General features: G+C 56.3%; 15 protein-coding genes. 2 read left to right on the top strand and 13 right to left on the bottom strand.

The window, feature by feature from the left end:
* The first annotated feature begins 29 nt into the window (after positions 1–29).
* Positions 30–1,100 carry a tetratricopeptide repeat protein gene (locus BEI_RS11810; RefSeq protein WP_097789708.1) on the top strand — a complete coding sequence of 357 codons (1,071 nt, stop codon included), beginning with the start codon at positions 30–32 and terminating at the stop codon, positions 1,098–1,100.
* Positions 1,101–1,417: 317 nt separating this feature from the next.
* Here the strand turns inward: BEI_RS11810 and BEI_RS19015 are convergent, their stop codons facing one another.
* The 12 genes from BEI_RS19015 to BEI_RS11870 form a co-directional block, all read right to left on the bottom strand.
* Positions 1,418–1,813: a hypothetical protein gene (locus BEI_RS19015; protein ID WP_153045788.1), complete on the bottom strand. Its 396-nt coding sequence runs from the start codon at positions 1,811–1,813 to the stop codon at positions 1,418–1,420.
* A gap of 697 nt (positions 1,814–2,510) precedes the next feature.
* Positions 2,511–5,384, bottom strand: a complete 2,874-nt coding sequence (locus BEI_RS11820; protein WP_097789710.1) for an ATP-binding protein — start codon at positions 5,382–5,384, stop codon at positions 2,511–2,513.
* Positions 5,384–7,807, bottom strand: coding sequence for a DUF2357 domain-containing protein (locus BEI_RS11825; RefSeq protein ID WP_097789711.1), 2,424 nt, complete (start codon positions 7,805–7,807; stop codon positions 5,384–5,386). Before BEI_RS11825 ends, BEI_RS11820 begins: the two co-directional genes overlap by 1 nt.
* A gap of 6 nt (positions 7,808–7,813) precedes the next feature.
* On the bottom strand, positions 7,814–10,330 hold the full coding sequence (locus BEI_RS11830) for an McrB family protein (protein ID WP_097789712.1): 2,517 nt from the start codon (positions 10,328–10,330) through the stop codon (positions 7,814–7,816).
* Between the two features lie 33 nt (positions 10,331–10,363).
* Positions 10,364–10,885 (bottom strand): hypothetical protein, encoded by a 522-nt coding sequence (locus BEI_RS11835; protein ID WP_097789713.1) that lies wholly within the window; start codon positions 10,883–10,885, stop codon positions 10,364–10,366.
* Complete coding sequence (locus BEI_RS11840; protein WP_097789714.1) at positions 10,882–11,931, bottom strand: AAA family ATPase; 1,050 nt, start codon at positions 11,929–11,931, stop codon at positions 10,882–10,884. The genes BEI_RS11835 and BEI_RS11840 overlap by 4 nt, the downstream gene beginning before the upstream one ends.
* The gene (locus tag BEI_RS11845; RefSeq protein WP_097789715.1) at positions 11,925–12,647 is read right to left on the bottom strand and encodes a hypothetical protein; all 723 of its coding nucleotides are present in this window, start codon (positions 12,645–12,647) and stop codon (positions 11,925–11,927) included. Before BEI_RS11845 ends, BEI_RS11840 begins: the two co-directional genes overlap by 7 nt.
* Before the next feature lie 162 nt (positions 12,648–12,809).
* Positions 12,810–15,602, bottom strand: a complete 2,793-nt coding sequence (locus BEI_RS11850; protein ID WP_097789716.1) for a TrlF family AAA-like ATPase — start codon at positions 15,600–15,602, stop codon at positions 12,810–12,812.
* A gap of 11 nt (positions 15,603–15,613) precedes the next feature.
* Positions 15,614–18,511, bottom strand: a complete 2,898-nt coding sequence (locus tag BEI_RS11855; protein WP_097789717.1) for a DUF1156 domain-containing protein — start codon at positions 18,509–18,511, stop codon at positions 15,614–15,616.
* Between the two features lie 8 nt (positions 18,512–18,519).
* Positions 18,520–22,071, bottom strand: coding sequence for a helicase-related protein (locus BEI_RS11860; protein WP_097789718.1), 3,552 nt, complete (start codon positions 22,069–22,071; stop codon positions 18,520–18,522).
* Positions 22,072–22,096: 25 nt separating this feature from the next.
* A complete protein-coding gene (locus BEI_RS11865) occupies positions 22,097–23,005 on the bottom strand; it encodes a WYL domain-containing protein (RefSeq protein ID WP_227644465.1) in 909 nt (302 codons plus the stop codon).
* A 138-nt stretch (positions 23,006–23,143) separates the two neighbouring features.
* Complete coding sequence (locus BEI_RS11870; RefSeq protein ID WP_193765105.1) at positions 23,144–24,373, bottom strand: YagK/YfjJ domain-containing protein; 1,230 nt, start codon at positions 24,371–24,373, stop codon at positions 23,144–23,146.
* A 437-nt stretch (positions 24,374–24,810) separates the two neighbouring features.
* Between BEI_RS11870 and BEI_RS19020 the strand changes: the two genes are divergently transcribed.
* Positions 24,811–25,614 carry a hypothetical protein gene (locus tag BEI_RS19020; RefSeq protein WP_153045789.1) on the top strand — a complete coding sequence of 268 codons (804 nt, stop codon included), beginning with the start codon at positions 24,811–24,813 and terminating at the stop codon, positions 25,612–25,614.
* A 25-nt stretch (positions 25,615–25,639) separates the two neighbouring features.
* Here the strand turns inward: BEI_RS19020 and BEI_RS19455 are convergent, their stop codons facing one another.
* Positions 25,640–25,840 carry an AlpA family phage regulatory protein gene (locus BEI_RS19455; protein WP_097789720.1) on the bottom strand — a complete coding sequence of 67 codons (201 nt, stop codon included), beginning with the start codon at positions 25,838–25,840 and terminating at the stop codon, positions 25,640–25,642.
* Between the last annotated feature and the right edge of the window lie 174 nt (positions 25,841–26,014).

Consider the following 26,014-nt stretch of genomic DNA (forward strand, 5'->3'; position numbering starts at 1 on the left):
TCACAAATCTTCGCATCGTAGGTGGAGCAATGCCGCAAGCCCCCGAGATCTTCAAACGCAGCCTCGACGACATCCATCTCGATGGGCTGCCGCCGCGAGATGACCCGGGCTTTGAGGATGCCGTCCTGCAGAGCATTACCTTACAGTACGCGGCCAAGGGCTACACAGCTGCGATCGTCATCCAGGACGGGCATGTCCGCGGGGTGGCGGTCCCGCAGGAGGGCGTCGAACCCAAGCAGTACATCTTGGGTCTGCTTGAGCACCGCTTCCTCGAGGATGCGCTGCCGGCGCTCGAAGTCATGGCCGAGATGACCGACGACCCTGAGATTCTCTACAACTACGGTGTCTGCCTCTCGGAGATGGGCCGGGTTGAGGAATCGATCTCGCCGCTGCAGGCCTGCGTCGAGGCAGAGCCGGACTATGCCCACGCCCATGCGGCCCTGGGCTTCTCCTACGTAAAGCTCGGCGAGCTGGACAAAGCGGAAACCACCCTGCGTAACGCCGCGGAGAAGCTGCCCGATGACCTTTGGGTCAATCGGAACTTGGCAGGCCTGCTGGCCAAGCGTGGCAAGCACGAAGAGGCCAAACCGTTCTTCGAACGCGCCCTGGCGGCCAACCCCAAGGATATCGGCACTCTGTACGGCCTGGCGCTGAACCTGGAGGAGCTTGGCCCGCAGAATCACGAACAGGCCATCGGCATCTACCAGCGCATCATCGAGCTAGAGCCGAACTCCCCCATCACCACCGAGGCCAAGAAGGCGCTGAGCCGCCTCGCCCAGGGCACCATGAAAGAAAAGGCCGACGGTGGCCTGCGCATGGATGCGGTGATGTACATGACCGGCGCCTTCGAGACCTTCGAGAACATGGAGCAGCAGGAGCTTGCCAAGGTGGTATTCGAGATCGCCAAGCTCGGCGAGAGCGGCCTGTCGATCAACGACCCGGACAAGCGCTACACGCTCAAGAGCCTGGACGGCGACTTCTCCGGTCTGCAGCTGCTGTCGATGATGCACGTCGGCCTGAAGCAGATCGATCCCTCGCTGGACTCGCAGTCCGGACTAGACGCCGAATACGACGCCGCCAAGCGGATGGCTGGCAAGTAAGCTGCCACCCTGGCCGGGAGCTCACCGCTCCCGGCTGCTTCCCAGGATCTGGTGCCGCGCCCCCGCCAAGTGTGTGCCACAGCAAGCGCAGGGTCTCGAGGAGAACTCGTTATCTCTGTCGCTAGTGCCGACTTCCTCACGCTGGATCTCGGCGATAGCCCCGCGAATCTCACGCTCCCGGGCCTCGGCCTCCCCCTCGTCCGGCGAATAGTCGAGCCCACTGGCATCGTCGTTGGCGATGCTCACCAACACCACTCACAGCGTGTAAGTCTGGAGCCATGAGAATAGGTAGCACCACATCGCTATGATTCCCAGACTCATTTATTAATAAAAATAGTTGACGCCGGGGAACTAAAAGCGGACTTCATCACGATCTCTTTAGTTTCGTCCACAGTTCGATGCTCCAGTACCCTTAGCCAATTCACAAAAACCATGACCAACTCATCACCATCTACTTTACGCAAAGCGTCAAAAGTGTAAGACAGTAGAATCACATCAAGAAAGACCCCAATTGCATTTTCTCTTGATTCTTCACTACCCTTAATTTTATAATTTCCTTTATTAATGTGAACACGGAGCTTCTTCGCCAGCTCTTCCCTACCATCATCACCTCTTATCCCAACCACTTTGTCTTGACTTTCCTCATCCTCAAAAAAACCATCAGCAATATTTGATAAGTTACTACATATTTGGCGAACTGAAAGATCGCACAAACTTGCCCCCCCTCATCTTCCACTCTAGAAAATTATCGCTCCCCACTGATTTCGAAACAAACAACTTACTCTCACTCTTTAACGGCTCGACTCTTATCTCATTATTCTCATGCTCAAGAATAATCACATGATCTTTCTTTTTTACACTGCGCTTCCAGCCAAAGCTGTTAGGGAAAAACCCTTTTACCATATCTCTCGAACAAGAAAGCCTTTTCCTGTAATCACTTACAATCTCACCAAAATCTTCCAAACACTCACAGGCAAGATAGTGCTCAGAGAGAGGTTTTGAAGAGTTGATAGCAGTTATTATCACGGTTTTTTTGCACGTTCTAAAAACAAGACAAGGAAGCTCTTTTATTCTAAAAACGCTACCACTTTTCCTACACCTCTCAGCATATTCTTTCGCAGATTTCAAAGAAGTATGCATGCTCTTTTTCGAGTACTGACTCACCCATGTCGAATGCCACGCATTCCTTCCCTCAACGACATGATAAACAACACCACACTGGATTTTATTGACACCCGCGACATCATCACCAACGTATTCTTTAAGAACACGGTTTCTTACACTCTTAGACATTCCGGCCCCATACTGAAAACATAGCAAAACCGACCAGGGATTTTTCCTTATAACTCATCAGCCTTATAAGAGTGCGCCCAGAAAGTGGAAGTTCACTTTCTGGGCATTCATATCCGGCTACTCCCCCTCAAACTCCGAGCTGCTAAACTTCAGCACGTTGCAGTTCTCCTTGATGGTCCGCTGCAGCGCCTCATCGAAGCCATCGGCACTGGTGGCCTCGATTTCCACGGAGATCTTCACCTCGACGCCGCTGCGCAGGGTGAACTGCTCCACGATCTCGTCGACCAACGTGGCGAAGTCCATCTTCGCCTTGAGAGGGTCCAGGTCTACGTTGCCGTAGAAGTGCTTCTTGATTGCATTAGCAACTTCTGCCTGATCGGAAGAACCGCCAGCCAGCCCTCCGCCCATCGGCACGGTGGGTCCAGAGGAGCCTGTTGTGCTCGGGGCCCCCTCTCCAATGGATGCAGGTGCAGGTTGATCACCGCTGCGCTCATCCTGCTCTCGGGCACGTTGAGCAGCCTCCGCGGCCAGCTTGTCACGGTAGGCTTTAGCAGCTTCACGCTCGATGATGAGCGCCTCGCTATCCAAGCCGCCGATGCTGCCCTGGCCAAAGGCGAAACCAAGATAGGTATCCCCTTCCTTGCCGGAGGCGTAACCGAAGAAGTCCTCCGAGGCGACGCCCTGGTGCATAGCGTTCTTGAACACCTCGTCGTTCACCAGGCGCGGCAGGTAGAGGTAGTGGCAGCTGTCCTGCCAGACCTTGAGGGCGCTGACCTCGGTCACACCATCCTTGAAATACCACTGCTTGAGGATGTTGCGCAGAAAGATTGGCGACCATTCGTAGATCAGCCACTCCTCCTCGCGCAGCTTGTTCTCGATGGTCTCGACCAGGTTGGGGGTGGTGGTGGAAATCTGCACCACTTCCCACTCCAGTGTGGGCTTGCCCCTGACGAACTCCTCGACCGGCGCCATCAGCCACTTGTAGGTCTCACGTATAAGCTGAGACAGCGAGGATTCCGCGGCTTCGCGACTCTGCTTGGCCTGGCGCAGATGGACGAGATCCTGGTTGAGGGTGCCGTTATCGATGTCCTCGACGATCGATTTCCAAGCCAGAAAGGTACGCCCCTGATCCTTAAGGCGACTAACCACGTCGAAGTCGGCTGCTAGGAAGATCAGTCGGTTCTGCTTCTGTCGCGGCTGCTCGCCGCGCTTGCGCAGAATCTCTTCGGCCACCTTGTAGGCCTGATTGGCTTCAGTGCGGCTATAGGCGGCGTCGGTGGGCAATACCACTAACCGGGGCCCTGAACCATATTCGTCTGGCACATCGCCCGATTGAGTGAAGACATGTATGCCGGAAAAGTGGTGCTGACGCCCCATCCGCTGGGTAGTGCGCTCTTTGAGCAGAGGTATCAGCGCATCGCGCTCGCTGATGTTCTGCTTGCGGCTCTCCATCTCACGACGCAGGTTGGGCTTGGTATCGAACCAGAAGCGATCTTGCTCGGAGTAGAGGTAGTGGAGACGGTCACGCAAGCGCTTGAGCACATCCTCGAAAACGCCTAGCGACTGACCAGGCTGAACGGTACCCAGCAGGATGCGCTCCTGCTTGATGCCCCGGGCCGCCTGGACGCTACTGGAAGCGGCGCTGCCCAGGAAGATGGTGCGGGCAGCACGCCGCGCCGCCTGCACACCGCCGAACAGGGCGACATGGCTATCCAGGTCGAGAGCCGCGGAGCGCGGCCCATCGATCTCACGCTCGATCACCGGCTGCCAGCCCTGAGGCAGGTAGTGAATGCTCTTGTCGCGAACGCTGCTGTCTTCTAGCGGCAGTGACCCCGGCATGATCAAGGCGTCGCGGTTGCCCGAGACCCACAGCTGGTGAATCACGATCGCCATGTACTGCAGTACGCCGCGGGTGCGCTGGAATTTGTCCAGCGTCGACCAGTCTTCGTAGAGACGGTCGAACACCTCTGGGTGGATCGGGTAGGAGCTACAGAGGCGCTCGAAGTACTCGTTGGACTGCGTTTCGGTGGGAAACTTCTGGGCATGCTGTCGGTAGAAATCCGAAAACTGGCGGCAGATACCCTCTACCTCAGCACGATCGCCGGCGTTCTCGAACAAGCGACGGCGAACGATCTCGAAGGCTTCTTCGGCTCCGACAGGCTTCCACACCGACTCCACGCGTCCGAAATACTTCTCCAGCGCGGTGAGTGTCTGCTGGCCCATGGTGCCGCCCACTTCCAGCTCCGACTCCGGCAGCGATGCCAGCAGTATGGCGTTGGGTACCGCCTTCATTGCCTCGGTGAGTGCCTGAATGAAGCTGAAGTTACTGTCGTAGGTACCCGCCGGGTAGGACTTCCCCAGCTCGAATTGGCGAATGTAGGCCAGCAGCTCGTCAACCAGGATGACGCAGGGCGCGGCCTTCTCAAGCAGCTCCACCAGCACCTGCTTGCCGGGCGAGGTGCCTTGCTCATGGGAGTCCTTGACCATGGCCAGCCCCTCATCGCCTAGCAGCTGCCAGGCGAGCTCTCCCCATAGCGTGGAGACCTTCTGCCCTTCCTTCTTCACCGACTGCTGGCTCGGTGCCATGTTGATGCCATCGATCACCGCCACGCGAGCGCTCGGCAGCTCGCTGACACCGGCTTCGTCCAGTACCGGCGGTACGCCATGCAGCTTATCGGTGGTGATCTTGCGCGAAGCGAGATGATAGACCGCCAACATGGTGTGGGTCTTGCCCCCACCGAAGGCCGTCTGCAGCTGAATGACCGGATCACCGCCTTGACCAGCGAGCCGTTGAGCTACCGAGATCAGCAGCAGCCGCATGCCCTCGGTGATGTAAGTGCGTGAGAAGAACTTCTCGGCGTCCTGGTACTCCTCGGGGGCAGTTCCAGTCGCCACCTGGGTGATGTCAGCCGCGAATTCCGACTGCTTGAAGGTGCCTCCCAGCACATCCTTGTGTGGCGTAGCGATGTCTCGCCAGGCTTTCAGTGACATTATGACGGCTCCACGTCTGATTCCGGGATAAACTTCAGATCGCTCACTGGCCTGCCAGTGACCGGATCGTTGTCTTGATTACGATTGCGCTGCACACGCACCACCGGGTAGCGCGTCTTCAGCGTCTTCCATTTGATGAACTGCTCCCAGCTGTCGATGAACTGCAGCTGCGGCTCTTGCTCGTCGATCGCCAGCTCCAGGCCCAGCCGCGAGATGAAGTAGCGACCGGTGCGGTAGCCCTTCATCTGGACGCCTGACGGCAGGCTGATATGCTGGATCGGGCCGAGGCGATAGACATAGTAGGGTTGATCGGGCTTGCTGGGCTCCCAGGTTGTGCCCGTTTGCCTGAGCTCCCTGCCCAGCAGCACTTCGATGTCCAGCACATCAGCCCAGCCGATGATCGAGCGGCTGGCTTGGTCATAGAGCGCCACCGCCTTCACCTCATGCAGCGGATAGCGCGATGACTCATGGCGCTGGGTGTAAAAGACCTGTTGCTCGAAATGGTACTCCAATCTGGCCGCCCGCTGCCGGTCAGGGATCAGCCCCACCATCACCAGGTCCTTGCTCGACTGGCGGCGCTGCTGATAGACCCGGTTATCGTAGTGGTAGAGCGACTCGGTGATCACCTCACCCGGCTGCTCGAACAGGCTGTCCAGGTACTGCCGGAACAGCGTGTTCTTCCTGGTTCGGCCCGGCTGTAGTGGAATCGCCCCGATATTGACCTTGTCGATGCTCTTGTAGAAGGGGTGTGCAACGAAGTCTTGCTCGTCCTCGGGGTACGGGAACAGGATCACGCCGCCGATGCTCTTGTTGGCCACCTTGACGGTTTCATCCTGCCCCTGCTCCCAGAGGATGGCGTCACGATAGCGATGCAGCTGAGCGATGGTATCCAGCGGCGGCCCATAGGGGTTCGCCGACGCCGGGTAGCCGGCCGACTCCCGATCGAAGCGGTACTTGGCGTCCATCACCACCTTGAACGACTTCTTGTCCTGATCCTTACCGAAGCCGCGACGCGAGAACTCGATGAACTGGTCCGGGCGCTGGTCGAAGGTGTAGGTATAGGGCACACGCTGGAACGAGCGGTTGAAGTAGATCGAGATGTCGTCGCCGGTGCCGCGCTGGACGAAGTTGACCCCTGAGCACTTGCCCTTCTTCAGGCTCACCTTGAAGCGGTTGTGCTCCAGCTTGACGATGTCGTTGCTGGCCAGGTCGTACTTGGGGTTCTCCCGCAGCAGGCTCACCGTCTTCAGGAAGCACCAGTACTCGTAGATGGTGGCAACATCTTTGTAGTCCATCTTGAACATCGGGTGCTCGGCCATGGTCAGGCCTTTCCGAAGCAGCAGAAACCGGTGATAGAACTCCTTGTATCCCGGCGCCATGGTCAGTGCCGTGGAGAAGAACATCTGGTGGTTGAACTTGCCCACCTCGCTAAGCACCGGGCCCCGTAAGCGGCGGCGAAGATGGGACTTGCTGCGCTCCAGCGCCTCTACCTCGAGCTGTATGCGCTGTGGATCGAGCCCCTGCTTGCCACTCAGGTGGCGAATGGCGCGCTGAATCTGGCGCAGGATGTCGGTGATCGCCCAGGCGACGAAGCGGTTCTCCTGGGTATCGTAGCTGATGCGCTTATGCTGCTCGCTCAGATGAGAGAGCCGAACACCGGGGGCGACCTGTAGCCCTTCCCCGCGGCAGTAGCGGTCCGGCCGCTGGGTGGCGGCCTTGATCGCCCGAGGTGTGGCCCTCTTCACCCTGTGGATGGGCTTGACCCGCGACTCTCGGCGCAGCTCTGACTTGGGTGAGCGCAGCAGCGTATCCAGGCTCTGCTCCAGGCTGTGGTAGAGCGCCTTGAACAGGTTCAACCACTCAGAAGTGAGCTGATGGTAGGTGGAGCGCGGCCGGGTCGAAGCGAAGGTCTTAGTGAAGGCATCGAACGCCAGCGAATAGAGGATTTCGGTGATCTCATCCAGCATCGCTGGAAAGTCATCCTTGTAATCCAGCTTCTGTGGAAACACCTCGGTGTCCAGCGCAAACAGCACCTTGCCGTTGGCGTCGCGCACATCGAAGCGCGTCAGCCCTACGCTGTTCTCGAGGTTGATGGACCCCATCAGTCGAGTCTTGCCGTGCAGCGGCTTGGATTTCACCCGCTCCTGGGGAGCATCATTGACGAACAGCCTGAGCGGAGGCTGAAAGTGGCAGGTTTCGCCCGGCTCGAACAACCACTCCAACCGCTGCCACTCGAAGAACAACGGCGCCTCCAGGGAACCCTCCAGTTCGGAGTCCTCGCGGTTCAGGCTCAATCCGTGGGTGGCAAAGCGCACCCGCTGGTCCTCATGCCGCTGCGCCAGGATCGCCCGCGGCAGCCGCACATCGCTCACCGAGAGGTGGCAAATAGTGCCGTTGGGATGATCGAAGCAAAGCGCCGTCATATCCGCTTACAGCCAGTAGGAAGTGAAGCCGTCGTCATGGAAGCGCTGCAGCATGAACAGCAGCTTCTTGACGCTACGGGGATAACGGGTGGCGTGCGGATCGACCTCCTTCTCGATGCTGTGGTACTCCGCCTCGTCGTCGAGGGGCTTCTCGGCCAGCAGCTCCAGCAGGCGTATTAGCACCTTGAGCACACTCAGCGAGCTACCCTGGATGCGTGGCAGCACCTTCTGCATCAACTGGAAGTCGATGGCCGCATCAACTCCGAAGCCATCAAGGCTCTCCAGCGCTTCCTCACCATGCAGGGTAAGGTAGAAGGCCACCTCATCACGCACCCGGTAGCCGAAGTGCAGCCCGGCGGGCTCCAGTATTCGGTTGACCTCCATCAGCATCGCCATGGGGGCCGCGAGGTTCCGCTTGTGGGTATCGCTCAGGTCATTCGAGTTGAGGAACGGTGCCCTCAAGGCATCCGCATAGATGCCGGAGACCGCCGCCACATCGCGCTCCGGGCTGACCCACGCCAGGTCAATATCGTTCATCTCAATGGCATTGGCACGGTCCAGCACCTTGCGGCTGAAGGCGTGGGTGGTCTCGTCCATGTTCACCGTCCCCACCACCATCAGGTTCTGCGGAAGGTAGACCGGACGACCGCCGTTCACGTCGGCGCGGCTGATCAGCGCCTCGGTGACGATGACGTCGTCGTTGTCACGCTCCCGCGTCTCGATAAAGCTCAGGAACTCAGAGAAGTAATGCTCAACCCGGGCCAGGTTCATCTCGTCCAGAATCACGAAGTAGAGCTCGTCGGGGTGCTCGATGGCACGGGCCATCACGTCCAGCAGCGGCTTGGTCTCGAACTTGCCCTGGATATTGGCGTAGCCAATCAGATCTGAGCTATCGGCCCAGTCGGGGCGCACGGCGATCAGCACGCAGTGGTCGGAGTCCCCGTATCCGATGGCCTTGGCAAACTGGCGCACCAATTGGGTCTTGCCGGTCCCCGAGATGCCCGCCAGCATCGCCAGCGGTTTAGTCCGCATACAAAGGTAGAAGTTGGCTACCTCTGCCAGTGAGTAATGGAATCCCTGACTCGCCATATAGGCTTGCACGCGAGGAAGCCACTCCCTGGCCGAGGTTTGGGTGATTTCGACGGGCAGGCGGCGTTCCTGGGCTTCCTCAGAGAGAAGTTCCTCGTCAGGTGTCTCCTCAGCGTCATCCGCTAGTTCATCGAGGGAAGGCAGCCAGCGCTGGAGCTCCTCGGGCAGCGCTAGGGAGCGCCCATCCAGCAGGATCGCCAAGGCCTCCCAGGTAAACTCGAAAAGGTAGCCCTGCTTTCCGGTGCCATCGCGATTGTAGGGGCCTCGCACATCGGCCAGGGCCTTCTGCAGCCTGCCCTTCTTCTTCCGAATGTCATCCAGGGTGACAGGGTGTTTCAGGTGAACAAGCACTCTCAGGTCAACACGTTGACCATCACCACTCCTAACATCATGGAGATCGTCAGGTTGTGATGTCACGTATGGCATCGAGTCGGCCTGCGAGATGGCACGAACCTCGCCCGCAGAGTGGTGAACGATGATGTCACCCGGCCTGACGTCCCCCACCGCCAGCCAGTGATTCAAGGAACGTCCGCCTTTACCTTCAAGCTTCGACAGGAGGTAGGACAACCCCATCTCAGAAGTAAAGCTTTTCCCCTGCATCACATACCAGACGCGGGGCTCGTGCTGCTGCTCGGGTTCATCGTAATCCACCAGGTGGCTAAGCAGCGCCTGGTAGCAGGTCTGCAGCTGCAGGACTATCTCCTCTTCCCTTGCGAAGACCTCGAGCAGCAGATTGACCCGTTCCAGGTTATTCGGCACAGCCTTAGCGTTCACCTCAGGCCCAGCGATGTAGGAGTGCTCACCGCTGCCGAAGGTCTTCCACTGCCACCCCGACGGCGGATGTTGAAGCGATCTGACCTCGATGCAAACGAACTCTGGATACTCGCCGCTGACCTCGAACGTCTCGCCTTGATGAGTAAAGCGGCTGACATGACTCTCCTCATCAAACTCGGCGCGAATCAGGGTGTCTTGAACGTAACCAAACAGCACTCGGGCAGCGCTGTTGTTGACCACGAACACCGGGGCCCCCTGGCGCAGCCGAGAGAACTTGTCCCGATTCCAGTAGAAGCGGTTCTGGTTGGCCGAGAACAGGCGCTTGAAGTTCTCCTGCACCAGAGGCGGCTTTTTCACCTCGTAGACCATCACGGTCAGGCCAGTATCACCGATCTGACGGGGATTGCTGACCACCGAAAACTCGCGTTCCTTAAGCGCCTCGACAAAGGGCTCGTAAAGCGCTTGCTCCAGCGCCTCAGGGTCGACCTTGTGCTGTTTGGTTTGCGCCAGAGACTCCGCCACCAGCTGCTTAGGATCGAAGCGGCGCCCCTGATAGAGGCATGAGAAGCGCTCACCAGGCGGTATGCGCTGACCGTTCGCATCGATGGTGCGGATCACATCGCTGCGCGTGAGCTGCTGTATCGCCTGTTCAATGCTCATACCGACCCTCAGTCCCCTTCCATGGTGTCAAACTCATCCTGCCACTCCATCAACCGTCCAGGGCACCTCAGCGCCTAAGGCGAATTGGTCAACGACCTTTGGGTGTGGATCGACGGCCTTGAGCCGCTGTTTAAGCTTGAGCCGCACATCATCCGGATCGACTGCACGCGGGAACAGCCTCGACGGATTGCGGGGCTGTTCCAGATGCAGGACTACCCGCAGCCGTGAGCGGCCCACTGCCTGCCGTGCCATATGCCGTTCTTCTGCATCGTTGGCATTACAGCTGGCCGCTACCAGACCGGCGAGTGTGTCGCGCACCTTGTGGGCAATTTCATCACCTAGATCAATCACTTTGGTGCGACGGTGCCGCCGGTAGTCCTTGACCTCGATCAGCCAGAGCTGGTCGCCGTCGAGGCAGACGAAATCCACGGCCTTGGTACCTCCGCAAACCGCATTGAACTGGTTGCGGTAGAAGGACCAGTCATCATACTGAGAGGGCTCGGCACCATCCGCGAAGGTGAAGGCGAGCTGCTGTTCCGTCAGCGTGGTGGTCATGCCAACTCCAGATAGCGATCCGACTGGGCCAGTTCCTCATCCAGCAGCACTAGGGTCTGAAGGTCATCAACGCGGTTGCCCTGCTCCACCTGGACCCCTTCAGGACCTTTGACCAGAGCAAAGTAGCGCTGCTGATTCTCGACGCCCTTGGTTTCAAGGGCGAGCAGTTCCAGCTCCTTCAGCAGGAATAGCGAATGGGTAGCGATCACCACCTGAATCCCCTGTTGGCTCAGCGCGAAGGCAGCGCGAGCCACCAGCCTGATCAGCTTGGGGTTGAGATTGGCCTCGGGCTCATCCCAGAACAGATAGCCCTTGTCGAGCAGTGAGCCGGTGGTGATTAAGCGAGCCAGCATCGCCAACTTGCGAAGCCCCTCGGCCACCAGCGGCATCTCCAGGTTACCCTGCCCCGGGATGCGCAGGTAGAAACGGCCATTTTTATCCAGCACCACCTTGCCGCCCATGGCTTCTTCCAGCGGGGCCACCAGCTCGGCCACGGCCTTTTCGCGCGCCCCCTTGATAGCGGGTGCGCCCAGCAGTTTGCAGAGATCGATGTGGTGCTCTTCGATATCCACATGGCGGCTTTCGTAGAGCGGCAGTAGCCAGTGATATTGGCTCAGCAGCTCACGCGTCGGCATAAAGACCGGCGCCTTCTCCTGCCAGGCACCGGGAAGGTTTTCGACTTTGACTTCGGTCTGAGAGCGGGTGCTGAAGCTGAAAGCGGTATCCAGCGCCGTCTGCTCGAAGGAGGCTGACACCTTGCAGGTCTGAGTTCCCTGACGACGGTTTGCCAGCCGGCCTAGAGACTCTGGCCGAAACACCTTGATCAGCTTGTCGGCGATACTTTTCTGCAGCAGCGCCTTCGTCGGGTCAGCCACACTGGGCTCGTTGCCCTGCTCGTAAGCGTTGGCGATAGCGCTATAGGCCACCTTGAGCAGGTGCGACTTACCGGTGCCGTTCTCCCCAACAATCACATTCAGCCCCGGTGCGAAGCTCAGCCTGGCCTCGGGGAATAGAGTGAATTGCTGTAGCTCCAGGGACTTCAACATGGCGCTTTTCCTTCCAGTATCTGGGAGACTCGTCCAAGGTCCGACGGCGTCAGCAGGGCCAAGGGCTTCTCATGCTCACGCCCATGCTCAGTAATCACCAAGGCGGCTAGATGAGGGTGCTTCTCACCATCGAAGGCGTCTAGGGCAGACACCAGAGTCGTCTGGCGAGAAGCGAAGCGCAGCTCGCCTGGTAGTTCCTGATAGGCCATCACCTGGCTGACTGGCACAGTACACTCGATCAACTCATCCGTGGCGTTGCGGCCCAGCCATCGTTGGATGGTGTTAGCGGTTAAGATCCTCAGTGCCCCATCGACCCTCACGAAAGTCTGGGAAAAGTCCTGAGATGCAAGGAAGTGCAGAACCTCCACCATAGAGTCATCCGGATCGAATTCACGGATCGGCACCTGAAAGTGCTGGACAACAAGAGCCGGCTTCTCGATCTGCTGAATGATGTTGTCCAGCTGAACCACCAGCTCAGGCAACGGCTCGGCCAGATAGCGTGGCCCGAATCGTGCACCTCGCTCGTGGACCAGCACGTTGCGTAGCTTGGCCAGTAGTTCGATGTCGCTGGCGTTGCGTCGGAAGATCGCATTGCGCTCTTGCGCAACCCTGACATTGGCCATCACTCCCCGCGATTCTTCCTGTCGTGCCTCACGGGCTGCAAGCTTCTCCAGCCGAGCAAAGCGCGCCAAAAAGATTTCCGTCTGCTCGGACATCAGTGCTCCCTCCCTACCGGCTTACCGTTATCCCCCGTCTCGTGAGACAGCTCCACGGTCGGCTTTTGGGATGCAAATAAATCTCTATAAATACACCACCTGGATATACTAAAATTTTCAGCCAAATGGCTATCCAACAGTTCTCTATGTATAATCAACATTTCAAACCTCCGCTCCCAGGCGTTTCCATCGCCGAGCAAAAGCCTCGTGGCCACCTTCCATCACACGGCACACATCAGTACGTATTTCTCTATCCTGAAGCGAACCATTTTGCTGCACAAAGCACTGTCCACGGCCAAACTCAGTGACATGCACCAACTCAGCATCACCGTTGACCACCACATTGGGGTTATGGGTAACGATGATAAGCTGTCGGCGCAGCTTGTTCTCACGGATCTGACGAACAACCAGGTCATAGATCAGGTGATTATCGAGATCATCCTCGGGCTGATCCAACACGATGGGCTCGTCACCGAAAGCCAACAGGAAAGCCAGCAGTGCCGCCGAACGTTGCCCTTGGGAGCCTGTTTTGATGTCACTCCATTCGTTACCTCGACGGTATTGGATGCGCAGATCATCCTCAGGCACCCAGGCCATGACATGGTCGGCAAATTCCGGTTTCTCGTGCTTTCGCGCTAGATAGTTTCGGAAGTGGCCACTAAGACTATCGCTCATTTCCAAGAGCTGACGTTTGATATCCTTGAGTTTGGCTATTTTCTTGTCCCCATGAGCTTGAGCCAGATCAAGCGCCATGCCGCTTTCGGCTTCGCCATTCTCTATTGACAAGATATCGCCAGCAAAACGATCGTCAGTAGCATCGACCAACTCGCGCAGCCCTCTTTCTATCTGTCGCGCCTCATAGCCGAACGGCACCACCTCGATACGAACGTAATTATTGTTGTCCAATGTCTGTTGAACGAAATCCTGACGCGCCCGGGTGATCGCTTGGCGCTTTTCCGACATCAGTGAGCGTTGAGCCTGAATTTTATGTTTTAGGTGCTCGCGGTCTTCGCGCATTTTTCCGAAGTGCTTGCACTGGGCCTCTAACTGCTGCTTCTCTTGAGTCAGGCGGGCAAAGGCTTGGGGGTCGCTGACGCCCTGCGCCTCCAGCTGCTGTTGCAGTTCAGCATGAGCTTGTTGGGCAGCCTGAGTGCGACTGTGCCACTGTGCATAACGTGCGTCTTGTTGAACCAACTCTATGATCCTGTTCAGGCTTTTGGCCTGTTCCAGCAAACTTCTGCGGACCTGTTCAACACGTAAGTCGACTTCTTTTCGCAAGGCCAGAATATCTGTATCCTGCTCCGTGAAGTATTGCCCAGACCAGTCATCGAGTACGATATGCTCCGCTGAGTCGGTAATGCGATCCGCATTATTTCTCATTTGCTCAAATAGGGCGTCGACTTCTCTTATTTGGTGTTGCGACTGGCCGTAGGCGCGCAGAACCGTCGCCTGATCGCTCTGCGAGAGGGCGGCCAGCTTCCTGCTGGTCTCTTCCAGCCTGCGTTCGATCTCAGGTTGCCCGGCGAGTTTCCCCTCCAGCTCGCGTAGCCTGGCCCGCTGAGTAAGGAAGAGACGTTGGGCTTCTTCGAAGGCTTGACGATGTGGATCGATATTGGCGGCTTCATCAATAATGGACAGCAAGGTCTGGCGACCACTGCCGGCCATGGCCGCAATCTGCCCTTGAGAGAAGATACGCAGGGGAAAACGCGCTGGGTTGATGCTTTGGCTGCTGGATGCCTGCCATTCGCTACCATCCCACTCCTCTATCATGGCTGCTTGGCTATCTGCTAGCCAGCGTAGCCGCACAAGATTGTCATCGTATCGCCACTCCACGCGGATTTCGGAGTTGCTGCCTAACGCCCCTGTACCATCGCGCCCGCGAGAGGTTTTGCGGAAATCATCGAAATGAGCGCGCGGCTCGCTGCCTGGTCCAAGTGTAGCCAATTCCTGCCCACGCCCCACCGCCAACCGAAGGGCATGCACCAGCGTGGATTTACCAGTCCCACGCCCACCGACGATAGCGTTAAAGAACGGCGAAAACTCCAGCCTTGCGGGCTTTCCTTTCCCGATATATCGCCCCTCTTCAATATCGATGGCAGTGATAACGTGATCCGGCACTCCGAAGGGTTTGAAATCGCCTTCGTCACTACGCCGAATCGAGATCTCATTACCATCTAGTAGTGCCAAGCGAAGGCCATCCAACGTTGAGTTGGCCATCTTGACCCAAGTAAAGCGGCTGCCGGGAATATTCCGGCCTTGAAAGTTATGGCAATCACTACCAAGCACTTTGGAAAAACGCGCTTCTTCATGGCATACGCACTCCGGGAACTGGTTGGTAAGATCACACCATTCCACCGCCAGCAGTCCTTCCGCGGAAACTGCCTGGCGGAGTGTATTAGCATCGATCCGGCTCCGCCTGGAATCCGACTGGGCTTGCAGCAATCCTTTGCCTTGATCGGCATGAGCGGGGATGGGAATCGCACCTGCATCCAGAATCGTCTGGATGACTTCCTCAATCCCTTTGCTAGTCACTCCATCACTATCACCTTTTGTGCCTTGGTAGCCGACGCTTCCGAGCAATGTATCGATATCACTGGTGGTGGCCTCCGGATTAAAAATAGCCAGCACATGCACACCATTGTTAGCCGATATCTCCACCCCTGGAAAGATCGTCAGCTTGCGGAACCCAGCAGAACCGATAAGCTCATCCTGCATTTCCATACTGGCATAAGCACTCTTGAGCTGGTCGATCCAAGCGCCCGTGTTATGGTCCGTCACCGCCACACAGTCAATCTCAGCGGCCATAAAGCGCAAGAGCCATTTTTCTGGTGTGACTTCATTTTCAGTACCCTTGGCCTGTTGCCATGCTCGTGTGTCCTTTGAGGCAGGGGTATGGGTATGAAAGTCGAACTTCCACCAGCGAGAACCGGGAAAAGGCCAGTCAGTGCTTGCCATGGGTACGCTCCTCAAATATCCAGACCGACCTGCTCGCCGGTATGACCTGTCTCATGCGACGCCGCTACGATGGCATGCCAGGAGCCGATCAGCTCGTTATAGGCACGCGCCTCCTCGGCCCACCGCTTGCGCTCGCAGAGTGTGTAGAGGTGGTACGACAACTGACGGATCGCCTCACCCTTCTCGGGCATCTTGGCCAACAGCTCACCGGCGGCAGATTCACCATGATTCTGCAGCCGGCGGATCATTTGGTGGCAGGCCTCCCACACCGGCGTGCGCTTGTCGTAGGTGGGGTCCCAGTCGGACTCGAACTCCCCCCACTTAAGCAGGCGGACTTTGCCGCCGCCGGACTCAACCACACCGGCTTCACGCACGCCGTCGACGCTCGTGCCCTTGGCACGAGCCAACGTATCGGCCTCACCGAAGGGCCCTTCGCTCCAGGCATACTGGTCGAACCAGCTCGAACAGAATTGGGTATCGGCGTCAAAGTTGCCCGAATCGGGGTTCAGGAAATCGGTGATGGTGCGGTTTATCAGCACCAGAGCATCATGGACGCTCATCCGAGAGCCATCCTGATTCAACACGGCCTCATACTTAGAGTAAATAGCCATACCCGGGCCGATAGCGGCCTGGGCCAGATCCACCGGTGCAATAGGAGCCTGCCCACTTTCACCACCAATCATGGTTTCCAATGACTCAGGCATTTGCTCACGTAAGTAACGCTGAAATTCCCTTCGAGATATACTCCCAACGTAACTTTCTCTCTTTCTACAAACGAGCACAATGGAAGATGCCAAGGCATTCCAGTTGACTTTCATTCCAGTTGGCCTTTCTGTCCTAATAGGCCACGTACCTACTATAGAAAAGCCAGAATCAATTACAGCATTCAAGAAGGTTTCCCAGCCTGTATTGCCAGTACCCTCATCGGTACTTTCACCCTGACGAAATGCATAATAAATAGTAACCGGAAAGCTGGAATGAGAGGCCTCTGAGATATTTGACATTGCCTCGATCATCCCAGATAGAAAATATTTTTCAGCCCCTTGTTTACCCCCGTGCCTTTGAGAGTCAGCAACAAGCTCATTAGACTTCGGCACATTGATTGTACCAAGAACCTCTGGGTACACTTTTTTTAGCGCTGGCCGAAGCCATGCGTAGAAGTAATCGGAAATATCAGCATATGGGACATTGTCATAGTAAGGAGGATCCGTAGAGATAACAGAATTCTCAAGATAAGACACCTTAGAGGACGCATCTGCCTGTAAAGCAAAGCCTGAATTCCCTGGGACCAAGGACCTTTCAACGACCTTAGACACCCACTCAACGGCACCTAACCAATTCCCGGTTGAGCTTGAAAATGGATTAACCTCAACAAAGTCCCAAACCATAGGCAAAACTTGCCTACTAAAAACCTGTACTACGAAACCTCCTCCCCAGGCATTAAGTGCCGACCAATAATTCGATGAACGATCGACACCAAAACTTAAATAAGTCCTTATGGCTTGAGCATATGCAAAAGCGCCTGCTCCCCCGCTGCGAAGAGGTTCCTTATCATTCGACAAAGCCCCGGAGGAAGCAGCATCGTCTAGGACCTTTTTCTCAACATCATCTAACAAGCTAAGGAATGTACCAAGCGCCAAAGTCTGCCGATCAGTAAACAAGTCAGAAGCATTAGTCATTCCATATCTAGGCGGCCCCATATACTGGGGATGCTTAGAAAGCTCAACATCTGGCCTGAAAGATGGTGATGCACTAAGGGCGACCTCTTCCATTTCCAAAGAGGGGGATGCAACAACCTTCCCTTTACTTGACTCCAGAATAACCGCCATTAATTTTTGGCCTAACCGGCCTTCTGAAGCTTCTTTCTTCAGATACTTTTCCGGTATTGGAGTGCCAGTGAGCAAACAAAAAAAGTTTGCCCCCCGGCCAAGCTTGGTTCCTTTTTTTGCTTCGGAACCAGGCTTACCAAACTTCACATCAAACCTATAATTGCCCCCCTCGACCACTGGCTCAACAAAAGCGGTTTTTTCGCCAGACCCTGCAATAACAAAAGTTGATGTTATAGGTATTTCTTTCCCCATAGCCGCTGGGTTTGGACTGGGAATTGTTCGAGCCCATACCCATGCAATAACAGTAAGCTCTTGACCTTCACTACCACGCAAATGAGGATAAGACTCTGAGATTTCACTTGTGACCACCACCTTTGGATAGTGGTTTTTTAAAGCATCATGTGCTTTTTTCTGCATCCATTCCCCATAGCGCCTAACATCCTCTGCTAAGCCAGACAACCCCTCCCATTTTTCAGACAAAACTCTTTGTTTTTTAATAGCACTTTCAGGACCCACAGGACTTATCCCTGAAAACCTAGCGGGTATTTCGACCATTGACTTATTTATCATCACAGCTACTGGGTTAAGGTCCGATGCATTACTCTGCAAACCCAGTCGCTGCGCCTCTAACGGAATTGTGCCTCCACCTGCAAAGGGGTCATGAGCAGCTGGCAATTTTTCAGGATTAAAGAGTTCCGCAGCCTGCGGATGGTTGCGGTTCAGATGGCAGGTTTCTCGCCAACTCTCCCAGATGGCCTCCCGGGCGCGGTTCAGCACTTCCTCGTTGTTGGTGTTTTCCCACTTCACCAATTCGCGGATGATATCGAAGAGCTTCTCGCGCTTACGCTCTGCCTCCTGCTTGTTGACCCCGTAGCCCAACTCCCGCTGATAGCCGGGATCGTTGACCAACTGCGCAAACAGCACCGCCCGTGCTGCTGCCAAGGGGCGCCGTGCCCACCACAGATGCAGGGTGCTAGGGTGGCCGTGACGGATCGACTTCTCGCGAGCAGCAGCGGCATTGATATCATCCAGCGGCAGCGCCACTTCGATGAGTTTCTTGGGGGATTTGATGTCTGTCATCCGGTTCCCTATGGCGTCTGTTGTGGGTCGGCAGCTTTGGACAGCAGCTCGCCCAGGTCGTAGTTGATGCTGGCCACGCCGAAGTCGGGCTCGCTGGTGAAGGGAGTCTTCACGTAGCAGGGGCCCTCGACGCTGTCGCCTTCCACGATGACGATGGCCAGCCAGAATTTGTCGGCCTGGTTGAGGCCGTAGATGATCTCGTTGCGTGAAACGGTGATGGTGCTCTGCCCCTTGGCCCGGCCCTTCACCTCGATATGGCGGTCGGGCAGGATCGAGCCGTCCGGATTGGCCGGCGGTCGAGCGGTCACGTCCCAGCCACACTTCTGGTCGGAAACATCGAACACTTGATGGCCCATGGCCTGCTCGGCGTCCATCACCGCCTGCATGGCTAACTGCTCGATGCGGGCGCGGGACTGGGCGTCGACGTTGAACTGGGTCTCGCCCTTGCGCTCGGCTAGCAGCCCCTGGGGAATCACCAGGGCACCGCCAATCACGACCGGCGTGCTAGAAACCACCTGCTTCATGGCATCTAGCTCACGGCGGCGCTGATTGAGGCGCTCGGTCAGCTCGTCGACCCGCCGGCGCGCCATCTCCGGCTGCATACGCGGCTGCTTGCCGGCCTTCATGTCGTCGGTGAGCTTGATGTAGCGGTCCGACCAGTAGTTGATTTCCTTGACCAGCCGCTCGTTGACGGCGTTGAGCACCTTGTCGGCGTGGCGCTCCCGGCGCCCCTTCACCTCGCGGTAGTGATCAGGCACCAGGGCCTGTACGGCGTGGTTGAGCGCCAGGGCCTCCAGGTCGCCGGTGATCCAGGGCGCCTTGAGCACGTCTTGCACCAGGCCCAAGTCATGATCATCGATGGGCTGCATGTCCAGGTGTGGCGCCCAGCCGGCATGGGTCGCCCTGCCCTGTTCGTCGATCTCCACGAACTGCAGACGCCGCGATACCACCAAGGGCGAGCCGCTGCTCTGACTCTCTACCTCGCGCACCGAGTGATCGACCATGAACAGCACCTTGGGTGTGGTGCTATCGTCATTAGGGTCAACCAGTACTGCCCCTTGCTTGAGCTTGCTGCGGTGGGCCTGCAACACCAGGTCGGTGGTGGCATGCATGAGCGGGTGCATGGGGTGGATCAGATCCGCCATGGGCTTGCCGGACAGGCGTACATGCTCCTTTTCGAAGCAGATCCGCTCGTACTTCCTGAGCACGGGGGTACGACTCTCACCGATCACCCGGTCGCGCTCACGGATCGCCGCTGGCACGTGGCGCACCTCATAGCGCCCCGTCTCACGCGGGCGCAGCTCACCACGCAGGGTCTGGAAGGCCTCGGTGAAGAAGGCGCGGATGAAATAAGGCTGCAGCTTACGTGCCTCGGCCTTCTCCATCTCCTCCTTCACCGCATAAAGCTCCTCCAGGCCCATGTGCTGCTCCACCAAGGCGTTGCGGCGGATGATCTCGCGCAGGTGTTCGGTATCCAGGGCACCCTCGATGACCTGATCCAGGCGCGATGTCACCTCGTCGGATTCGCCGTAGCGGATGGCTTCCACCAGTAGGTCCTTGAGCGAGGTGTTCTCGAAGGCCTCGCCGAGGATGTCGAAGACCTTGCCGCCAAGAGCACTCTTCTCCACCTCCAACTTATCAAACAGCTTCTGGAACACAGCCCCTTCGCGGGTCTCGTTGGCCACCAGGTTCCACAGGTGGCAGACCTCTCGCTGGCCGATACGGTGGATACGCCCGAAGCGCTGCTCCAGGCGATTGGGGTTCCAAGGCAGGTCATAGTTGACCATCAGGTTGGCGTTCTGCAGGTTGACGCCCTCGCCGGCGGCGTCGGTCGCGATCAAGACCAGCACGTCCGGGTCGTTGCGGAACTGCTCCTGGGCCTTGCGACGGTCATCGCGATTGGTCCCGCCATAGATGGTGATCACAGCCTCGGGGCGGCCCAACAGGCTGCGGATGCGGTCGACCAGGTAGTTCAGGGTGTCCTTGTGCTCGGTAAAGATGATCAGCTTGCGGCGGCTGCCACCAGCGGTGTACATCTCTGGGCTGTCCTGCAGCAAGTGCGAGAGCTCTTCCCACTTACGGTCGTTCCCGGAATCCACCAGCGTTAGGGCCTGCTCTTCCAGATCCTTGAGGATGAGGATCTCGGCCTCCAGCTCCGGGACGGTCTCGGCAGCAGTGGCCTGGTCTACCACCTGCTCGGCGAAGAGTTCGTACTCCTCGGCGCTCAGTTCCTCGTCCAGCTCATCCATGTTGTCTGGCAGATCGATCTGCTTCTGGACGGCATAGGTGCCCAGGGTGGAAGCGACTTTGCCTTCGCGGACCGACTGGCCGCGGGCCATCAGCTTCATCTCGTTGAGCTTGTCTTCCAGCTTGCGCCGGCGGCGCTTGAGCGATTGGTAGATCGCCTCGGGGCTCGATGCCAACCGCCGCTGCAGCTGGGTCAGTGCGAAACCTACGGTGCCCTTGCGCTTACCGGAGAGCGCATCGGCACGGTTCATCTCGTTGCGCACGTAGTCGGTGACCTGCTCGTAGAGCTCGGCCTCGGCATCGGAAAGGTCGTAATTGGCGGTATAGGCGCGACGCTCGGGAAACAACGGGGTGCCGTCAAACTTGAGCAGCTCCTCCTTCACCATGCGCCGCATCATGTCGGAGACATCGACCTTGTGCGCGCCTTCGCGGAACTTGCCATAGAAGCGGTCGCTGTCAATCAGCGATAGCCAGATCTGGAAGTCCTCCTCCTTGCCGTTGTGAGGCGTGGCGGTCATCAGCAGGAAGTGGCGAGTGCTCGAACCGAGCAGTTCTCCGAATTGGAAGCGCTTGGTCTTGTTGATCTTGTTACCGAAGTAGTTGGCCGACAGCTTATGGGCCTCGTCGACGATGATCAGGTCCCACTCGGTGTTGGCCAGCTTCTCCTGGAGCTGCTCATTGCGGGAAAGCTGGTCCAGGCGGCAGATCAGCTGATCCTGCTCGTCGAAGTAGTTGCCGGAGGCGCACTGCTCCTGCTTCTCGCGGCTGAAGATCTCGAACTGCACGCCGAACTTCTCCAGCAGCTCATCCTGCCACTGGTCGGTGAGCCCGCCTGGGGAGACGATCAGGATACGCTTGGCGTCGGCGCGCATCAGCAGCTCACGGATCAACAGGCCGGCCATAATGGTCTTGCCGGCGCCGGGGTCATCGGCCAGCACGAAGCGCAACGGCTGGCGTGGCAGCATGGCCTCGTAGACGGCAGAGATCTGGTGGGGCAGCGGCTCCACATTGGAAGTGTGCACCGCCATCATGGGGTCGAACAGCGCCGCCTGGCTGATGCGATAGGCTTCGAGGCCCAGCTTGAAGTCGGCGCCGGGGGCATCGAAGGCCCAGGGACGGCCGGCTTCGGCCAGTGAGAGGTTGGGCTCATTGTCACGGAACAGCATCTGTTCGTGAACGGCGCCCTGACTGTCCTTGAAGTAGACGGTCAGCGCATCGGTACCCACCGGCACCACCGCCACGACTCGGACCACCTCATCAGGCCTGATACCGCGGACCTGAGCGTCCTGCTTGATGTCTTCCAGCTTCAGCATGCAGTTCCCTCCGCACGAAGGCGCGTTATACCGGCTCGGCCTGATCGTAACCAGGGGCCAGCTGAAGATTCTTAACCCCATACAGGGCCGGGGCATTGGCCAGGGCCAGCTGGTACTCCGCCCCTTGCAGCGAGTGATCGGACGAGCAGTCGACGTTCCAACGCCGCAGCAGGTAGCCGGTCAAGGCGGCTCGCAGCTCAACACTCAGCTTGCCTTGCTGCATGCCGTAGTCGCGCTCGATAGCCTGGGGATGACGAATCCCGGGATGAGGCACCAGTTCCAGCTCCACGAAACGATTCCACTGACGGTCATGCAGGAGGCTTTCATGCTCCTGAGCAGCGCTCTGCTCGAGCACAGACACTGTCAGAAGGCGTGTGAGCACGAAGTCGCGAAACTCACCGGAGTGACGATCGAAGGCCCGCACGTGCCAACGTAAGCCGTTGTCGACCAAGGTGTGCGGCACGATCTCGCGCTCTGTCTCACCACTAGAGAGCGACACATAGCGAATCGAGAGCGCACAGCTCTTGTGCACGGCCTCGCTGACCGCCGCTACCAGGATCAGATCCGGCTGATTGAGCTGATCGGCCATCTCGCAGCGCACCGAGGTCGGCAGCGTTCCGAGGAAGCCATCACCATGTCCCTGGCAGAGGGTAGCCAGGGTGCGGCTGGTGTCGTAGTCAAACAGCGGCGTGAAGGAGCGAGCCCGCACATGCAGCCGCTTGGACTTATCGTAAACGATGTTGGCCGGCGCCAACTCGTGATAGAGCGCGAAGTCCTTGGTGGCCTGCGTCGGCGCGATGGTGAAGCGCTCCATCAGATCGCCGCGCCCCGCCTCACCCTTGAACATGAGGGTGAAGTCGATATGGGCGAGACGCTCCCGCTGCGGCGTGGAGAGCGACGCCAGCGAACTGGGCTGGTGTGATGCATTGGGCACCCGCGGGCCTCCTTGGCGGCGACTGTGCCCAAGCAGGCACAACCTAACAGATAGTGATAGGTGGCATAGTAGCAGCTAAACCTCGCTCTGCCGAGCCATACCAGCTTGAACGGCGCGATGTCACGGAATGATGGGTGCTCAAACCTTGGAAAGATAACGCCGCGGCCGCCCGCGCCTGCCAACCTGCTCCTTTTTGTTGCACGATAACTGGACAAATGTTTTCTTGGATGGTAACAGAGAGCTCATGTAGTAATCACTCTTGACAACGTAATCAATCACCACCCCTTTCAAAGCATCGACTTTGTCTTTTTCATAATAGTTTATGACCCCTATTCCCAGGTTTTGGTAGCGATGCTTGATTCTATTGCAGTTAAAATATCTCCCTTCACCCCCCGTCACTTCGCTGTACCAATACTGCCCCACCATCTTGGCATAGCTAATGTCCTGGCGATGATCGGCTCCCTTCATGACGACAACCAAATGGTAATGAAAACCAGCCAGGACCCCGTATTCCAGCTTGCCAAAAACCGCCATCACGTTCGGAATAACTTTCCCTGATTTGAGACTATCACTCATTAATGCCCATTCATACTTGACCATTTTCATGTCTTGCAGAAAGTCTTCCGACTCAACAAACTTTCCTTTTCTATATCCCAGATCCACTCTAAGCACCAGTAGACGGGACCGCTCGGCAAAGCATTGATCGATAATTGAGGTCGCTGCCTCCTTTCTGCTTTTTGCCGCTCGATCGGCACGTCGTGAAAAATTTTGGATAATCGGCCTACTGACCTCTTCCTTGATCTCCTCCATGATCTTATTCATGACGCTCGCCGTTCTTCGGACACCCCCTTCCAGCACGCCATACTCCACCACTGCTCTCAATTCATATTGCCACTTCCTTGTTACCTTATGATAAATGCCAACGTAAGGATTTTGATCGACAACGCGCAGCTGTGAGCATCTATCATCACAGCTCTTTTTCACTACTTTCAGGAACTCTTTGCCATGTAAGGATGGGAAGAGCCTCAGCTTCCCATTCTTTTTTTCTACCACCTCAAAGTGAACTTCTTGAGAGACAGATATCCCTTTTACAACAGCTTCTGCACGACGCAGGTGTGCAGCAAACTGTTTATCGGCTTCTGAGAGTAGCTCTTCTTGATCATCGGGCACCTCCTTCTCTTCAAGTTCAAACTCCTCATCTTCCATATCCCATTGTCGTAAGCCCCCATCTCTTGCCAGTCGTTCCTCTACCTCCCACCACGGTACATCATCATCGCTAAGAGACTGATTCGCTCCCCAGCCCCAATCAAGATCCCAGTCTTCGTCAAAAGGATGCGAAGACTCACCTTGGCATGTTTCATATTCCATACACCACTCCATCATCGACTTCACGGTTGAGTATCTCATCATGGATATAAGGCACAGCCTCTCGGCTCTGCCTCGAGCATCCAATTTCTGCCTTATAAGTGTCATCCATCCACATACAACTGAGCCATATGGTAAGTGCTAGTTCATTACCCTCCTATTGGCAGCTCTTCCACCAGCACTTCCATTGATATAGTACATAGCTACCACTACTACCTTGGTATAACATATAAAGCAAAAATAAACCTAATCACCTCCTCTTCGACATTGCAGACATAGCAAGGGTTGCAGCAAAATATCAGAGCTTTCTTTGCCAAAAAAATAACGTTAAAATAACGTCAGCTAAAAATAATCACATGGTGAATCTCAAGCTCTAGAACCTGTGATCACTTTATGGCATAATTTTTCAATTCTGAGTTTTCGATCAAAGGAAATCCGCAATGAGCAATAATCCCTTACCGGCCACCACCTCCATTTCAGAAAAGAAAGGAGGAGAACACAACCAGCACCTCACAAACAGAAACCTCACCATCCCTGACTATTACCACCAGATCTCTTCCATCCCGCTTGAAGACTACATTGAGAGGCTGAAAAGCACGCTTTGCGAAACCTATTTCCATATATCGCGAAAACCTCCAACCATTGGCTCACCTCCACCGAAAAAAAATGAAGAAGAATTAGCAAACAAGCTCTTCCATCAAGAATACTCTTCAGCTGAAAGGGCAATATTTTCTGGCACGCCAGCTAGCGACTATCAAAAATTTTTAGAGCTCGCTCTCTTTGAAAAAACTGGTGAGGAAATAACAAGGCTTTTCTCAACTTCATTCATGTGGTTAGTTTGTTCCGACCTCCTAGCCCAAGAAGGCTTACGCGATCAATCATGGGCAGCACTGGTTGAACTCGCATCTCTAGAGCCAAGACTTGAAGACGCATGCATAGCTGAACAAAAACGCTGGGAAAAGCTCCTTCAGCAAGAATATGGAAGATTAGCCAACCAGAAGCTAAAACACTTGAAACATCATCTCATAGACCTCCTGTATGAAGATTGTCCAGATAATGGTTGGCGCTCAGTAAAATCTGCCGCATACAAACTGGCACCGAAAATATTGGATTATCATGAGAAAAGCGATCACCGCTCAGTCATAAAACTACTCCAATGTGACGTTGAAAGAATGACAACCAACTGGATGTATAAAAATACTGAAGCCAAAGAAGCATTCAAGAAAGTCAGGAACCTTAGCTAGCATCAGGGTTATTAGGAGGTCTACCCTACCTTGAGCGTAACCACTCATCGATTTCCCGCTCTATCCAACCTTTTGACCGGGCGCCAAGAGTAACCGGTTTTGGGAATGTGGGATCATATTGGGGTAACCGAGGGTTCATCTTCGCATAGATGGATGACCGACCAATGCCAAGTTTGATGACCAACTGCTTTATTCTCAGGATCTTGAAGGTTGTATCGTTGCTCATTGTTTAACTCTCCTTCTGAATCAACTTGTATAACGCATTGTATCTGAGGCTATACAAGTAGCCAGCAGTCCGTGCCGCCTATTCAAATCCTGGGCATTTGCACTGTATTTATAGCCAGAAAAGCTCTCACCGCACCAACAGTCACCAGATTTTATCCATATTTTTCATTACGTT

The organism is Halomonas beimenensis, assembly GCF_002549795.1.
GTDB classification, from domain to species: Bacteria; Pseudomonadota; Gammaproteobacteria; order Pseudomonadales; family Halomonadaceae; genus Halomonas; species Halomonas beimenensis.

Excerpts from the sequence above, each read along its gene's own strand:
- BEI_RS11810 (WP_097789708.1), top strand. The coding sequence starts at position 30 with ATGCCGCAAGCCCCCGAGATCTTCAAACGCAGCCTCGACGACATCCAT.
- BEI_RS11820 (WP_097789710.1), bottom strand. The coding sequence starts at position 5,384 with ATGTCACTGAAAGCCTGGCGAGACATCGCTACGCCACACAAGGATGTG.
- BEI_RS11825 (WP_097789711.1), bottom strand. The coding sequence starts at position 7,807 with ATGACGGCGCTTTGCTTCGATCATCCCAACGGCACTATTTGCCACCTC.
- BEI_RS11830 (WP_097789712.1), bottom strand. The coding sequence starts at position 10,330 with ATGAGCATTGAACAGGCGATACAGCAGCTCACGCGCAGCGATGTGATC.
- BEI_RS11835 (WP_097789713.1), bottom strand. The coding sequence starts at position 10,885 with ATGACCACCACGCTGACGGAACAGCAGCTCGCCTTCACCTTCGCGGAT.
- BEI_RS11840 (WP_097789714.1), bottom strand. The coding sequence starts at position 11,931 with ATGTTGAAGTCCCTGGAGCTACAGCAATTCACTCTATTCCCCGAGGCC.
- BEI_RS11845 (WP_097789715.1), bottom strand. The coding sequence starts at position 12,647 with ATGTCCGAGCAGACGGAAATCTTTTTGGCGCGCTTTGCTCGGCTGGAG.
- BEI_RS11850 (WP_097789716.1), bottom strand. The coding sequence starts at position 15,602 with ATGGCAAGCACTGACTGGCCTTTTCCCGGTTCTCGCTGGTGGAAGTTC.
- BEI_RS11855 (WP_097789717.1), bottom strand. The coding sequence starts at position 18,511 with ATGACAGACATCAAATCCCCCAAGAAACTCATCGAAGTGGCGCTGCCG.
- BEI_RS11860 (WP_097789718.1), bottom strand. The coding sequence starts at position 22,071 with ATGCTGAAGCTGGAAGACATCAAGCAGGACGCTCAGGTCCGCGGTATC.
- BEI_RS11870 (WP_193765105.1), bottom strand. The coding sequence starts at position 24,373 with ATGGAATATGAAACATGCCAAGGTGAGTCTTCGCATCCTTTTGACGAA.
- BEI_RS19020 (WP_153045789.1), top strand. The coding sequence starts at position 24,811 with ATGAGCAATAATCCCTTACCGGCCACCACCTCCATTTCAGAAAAGAAA.
- BEI_RS19455 (WP_097789720.1), bottom strand. The coding sequence starts at position 25,840 with ATGAGCAACGATACAACCTTCAAGATCCTGAGAATAAAGCAGTTGGTC.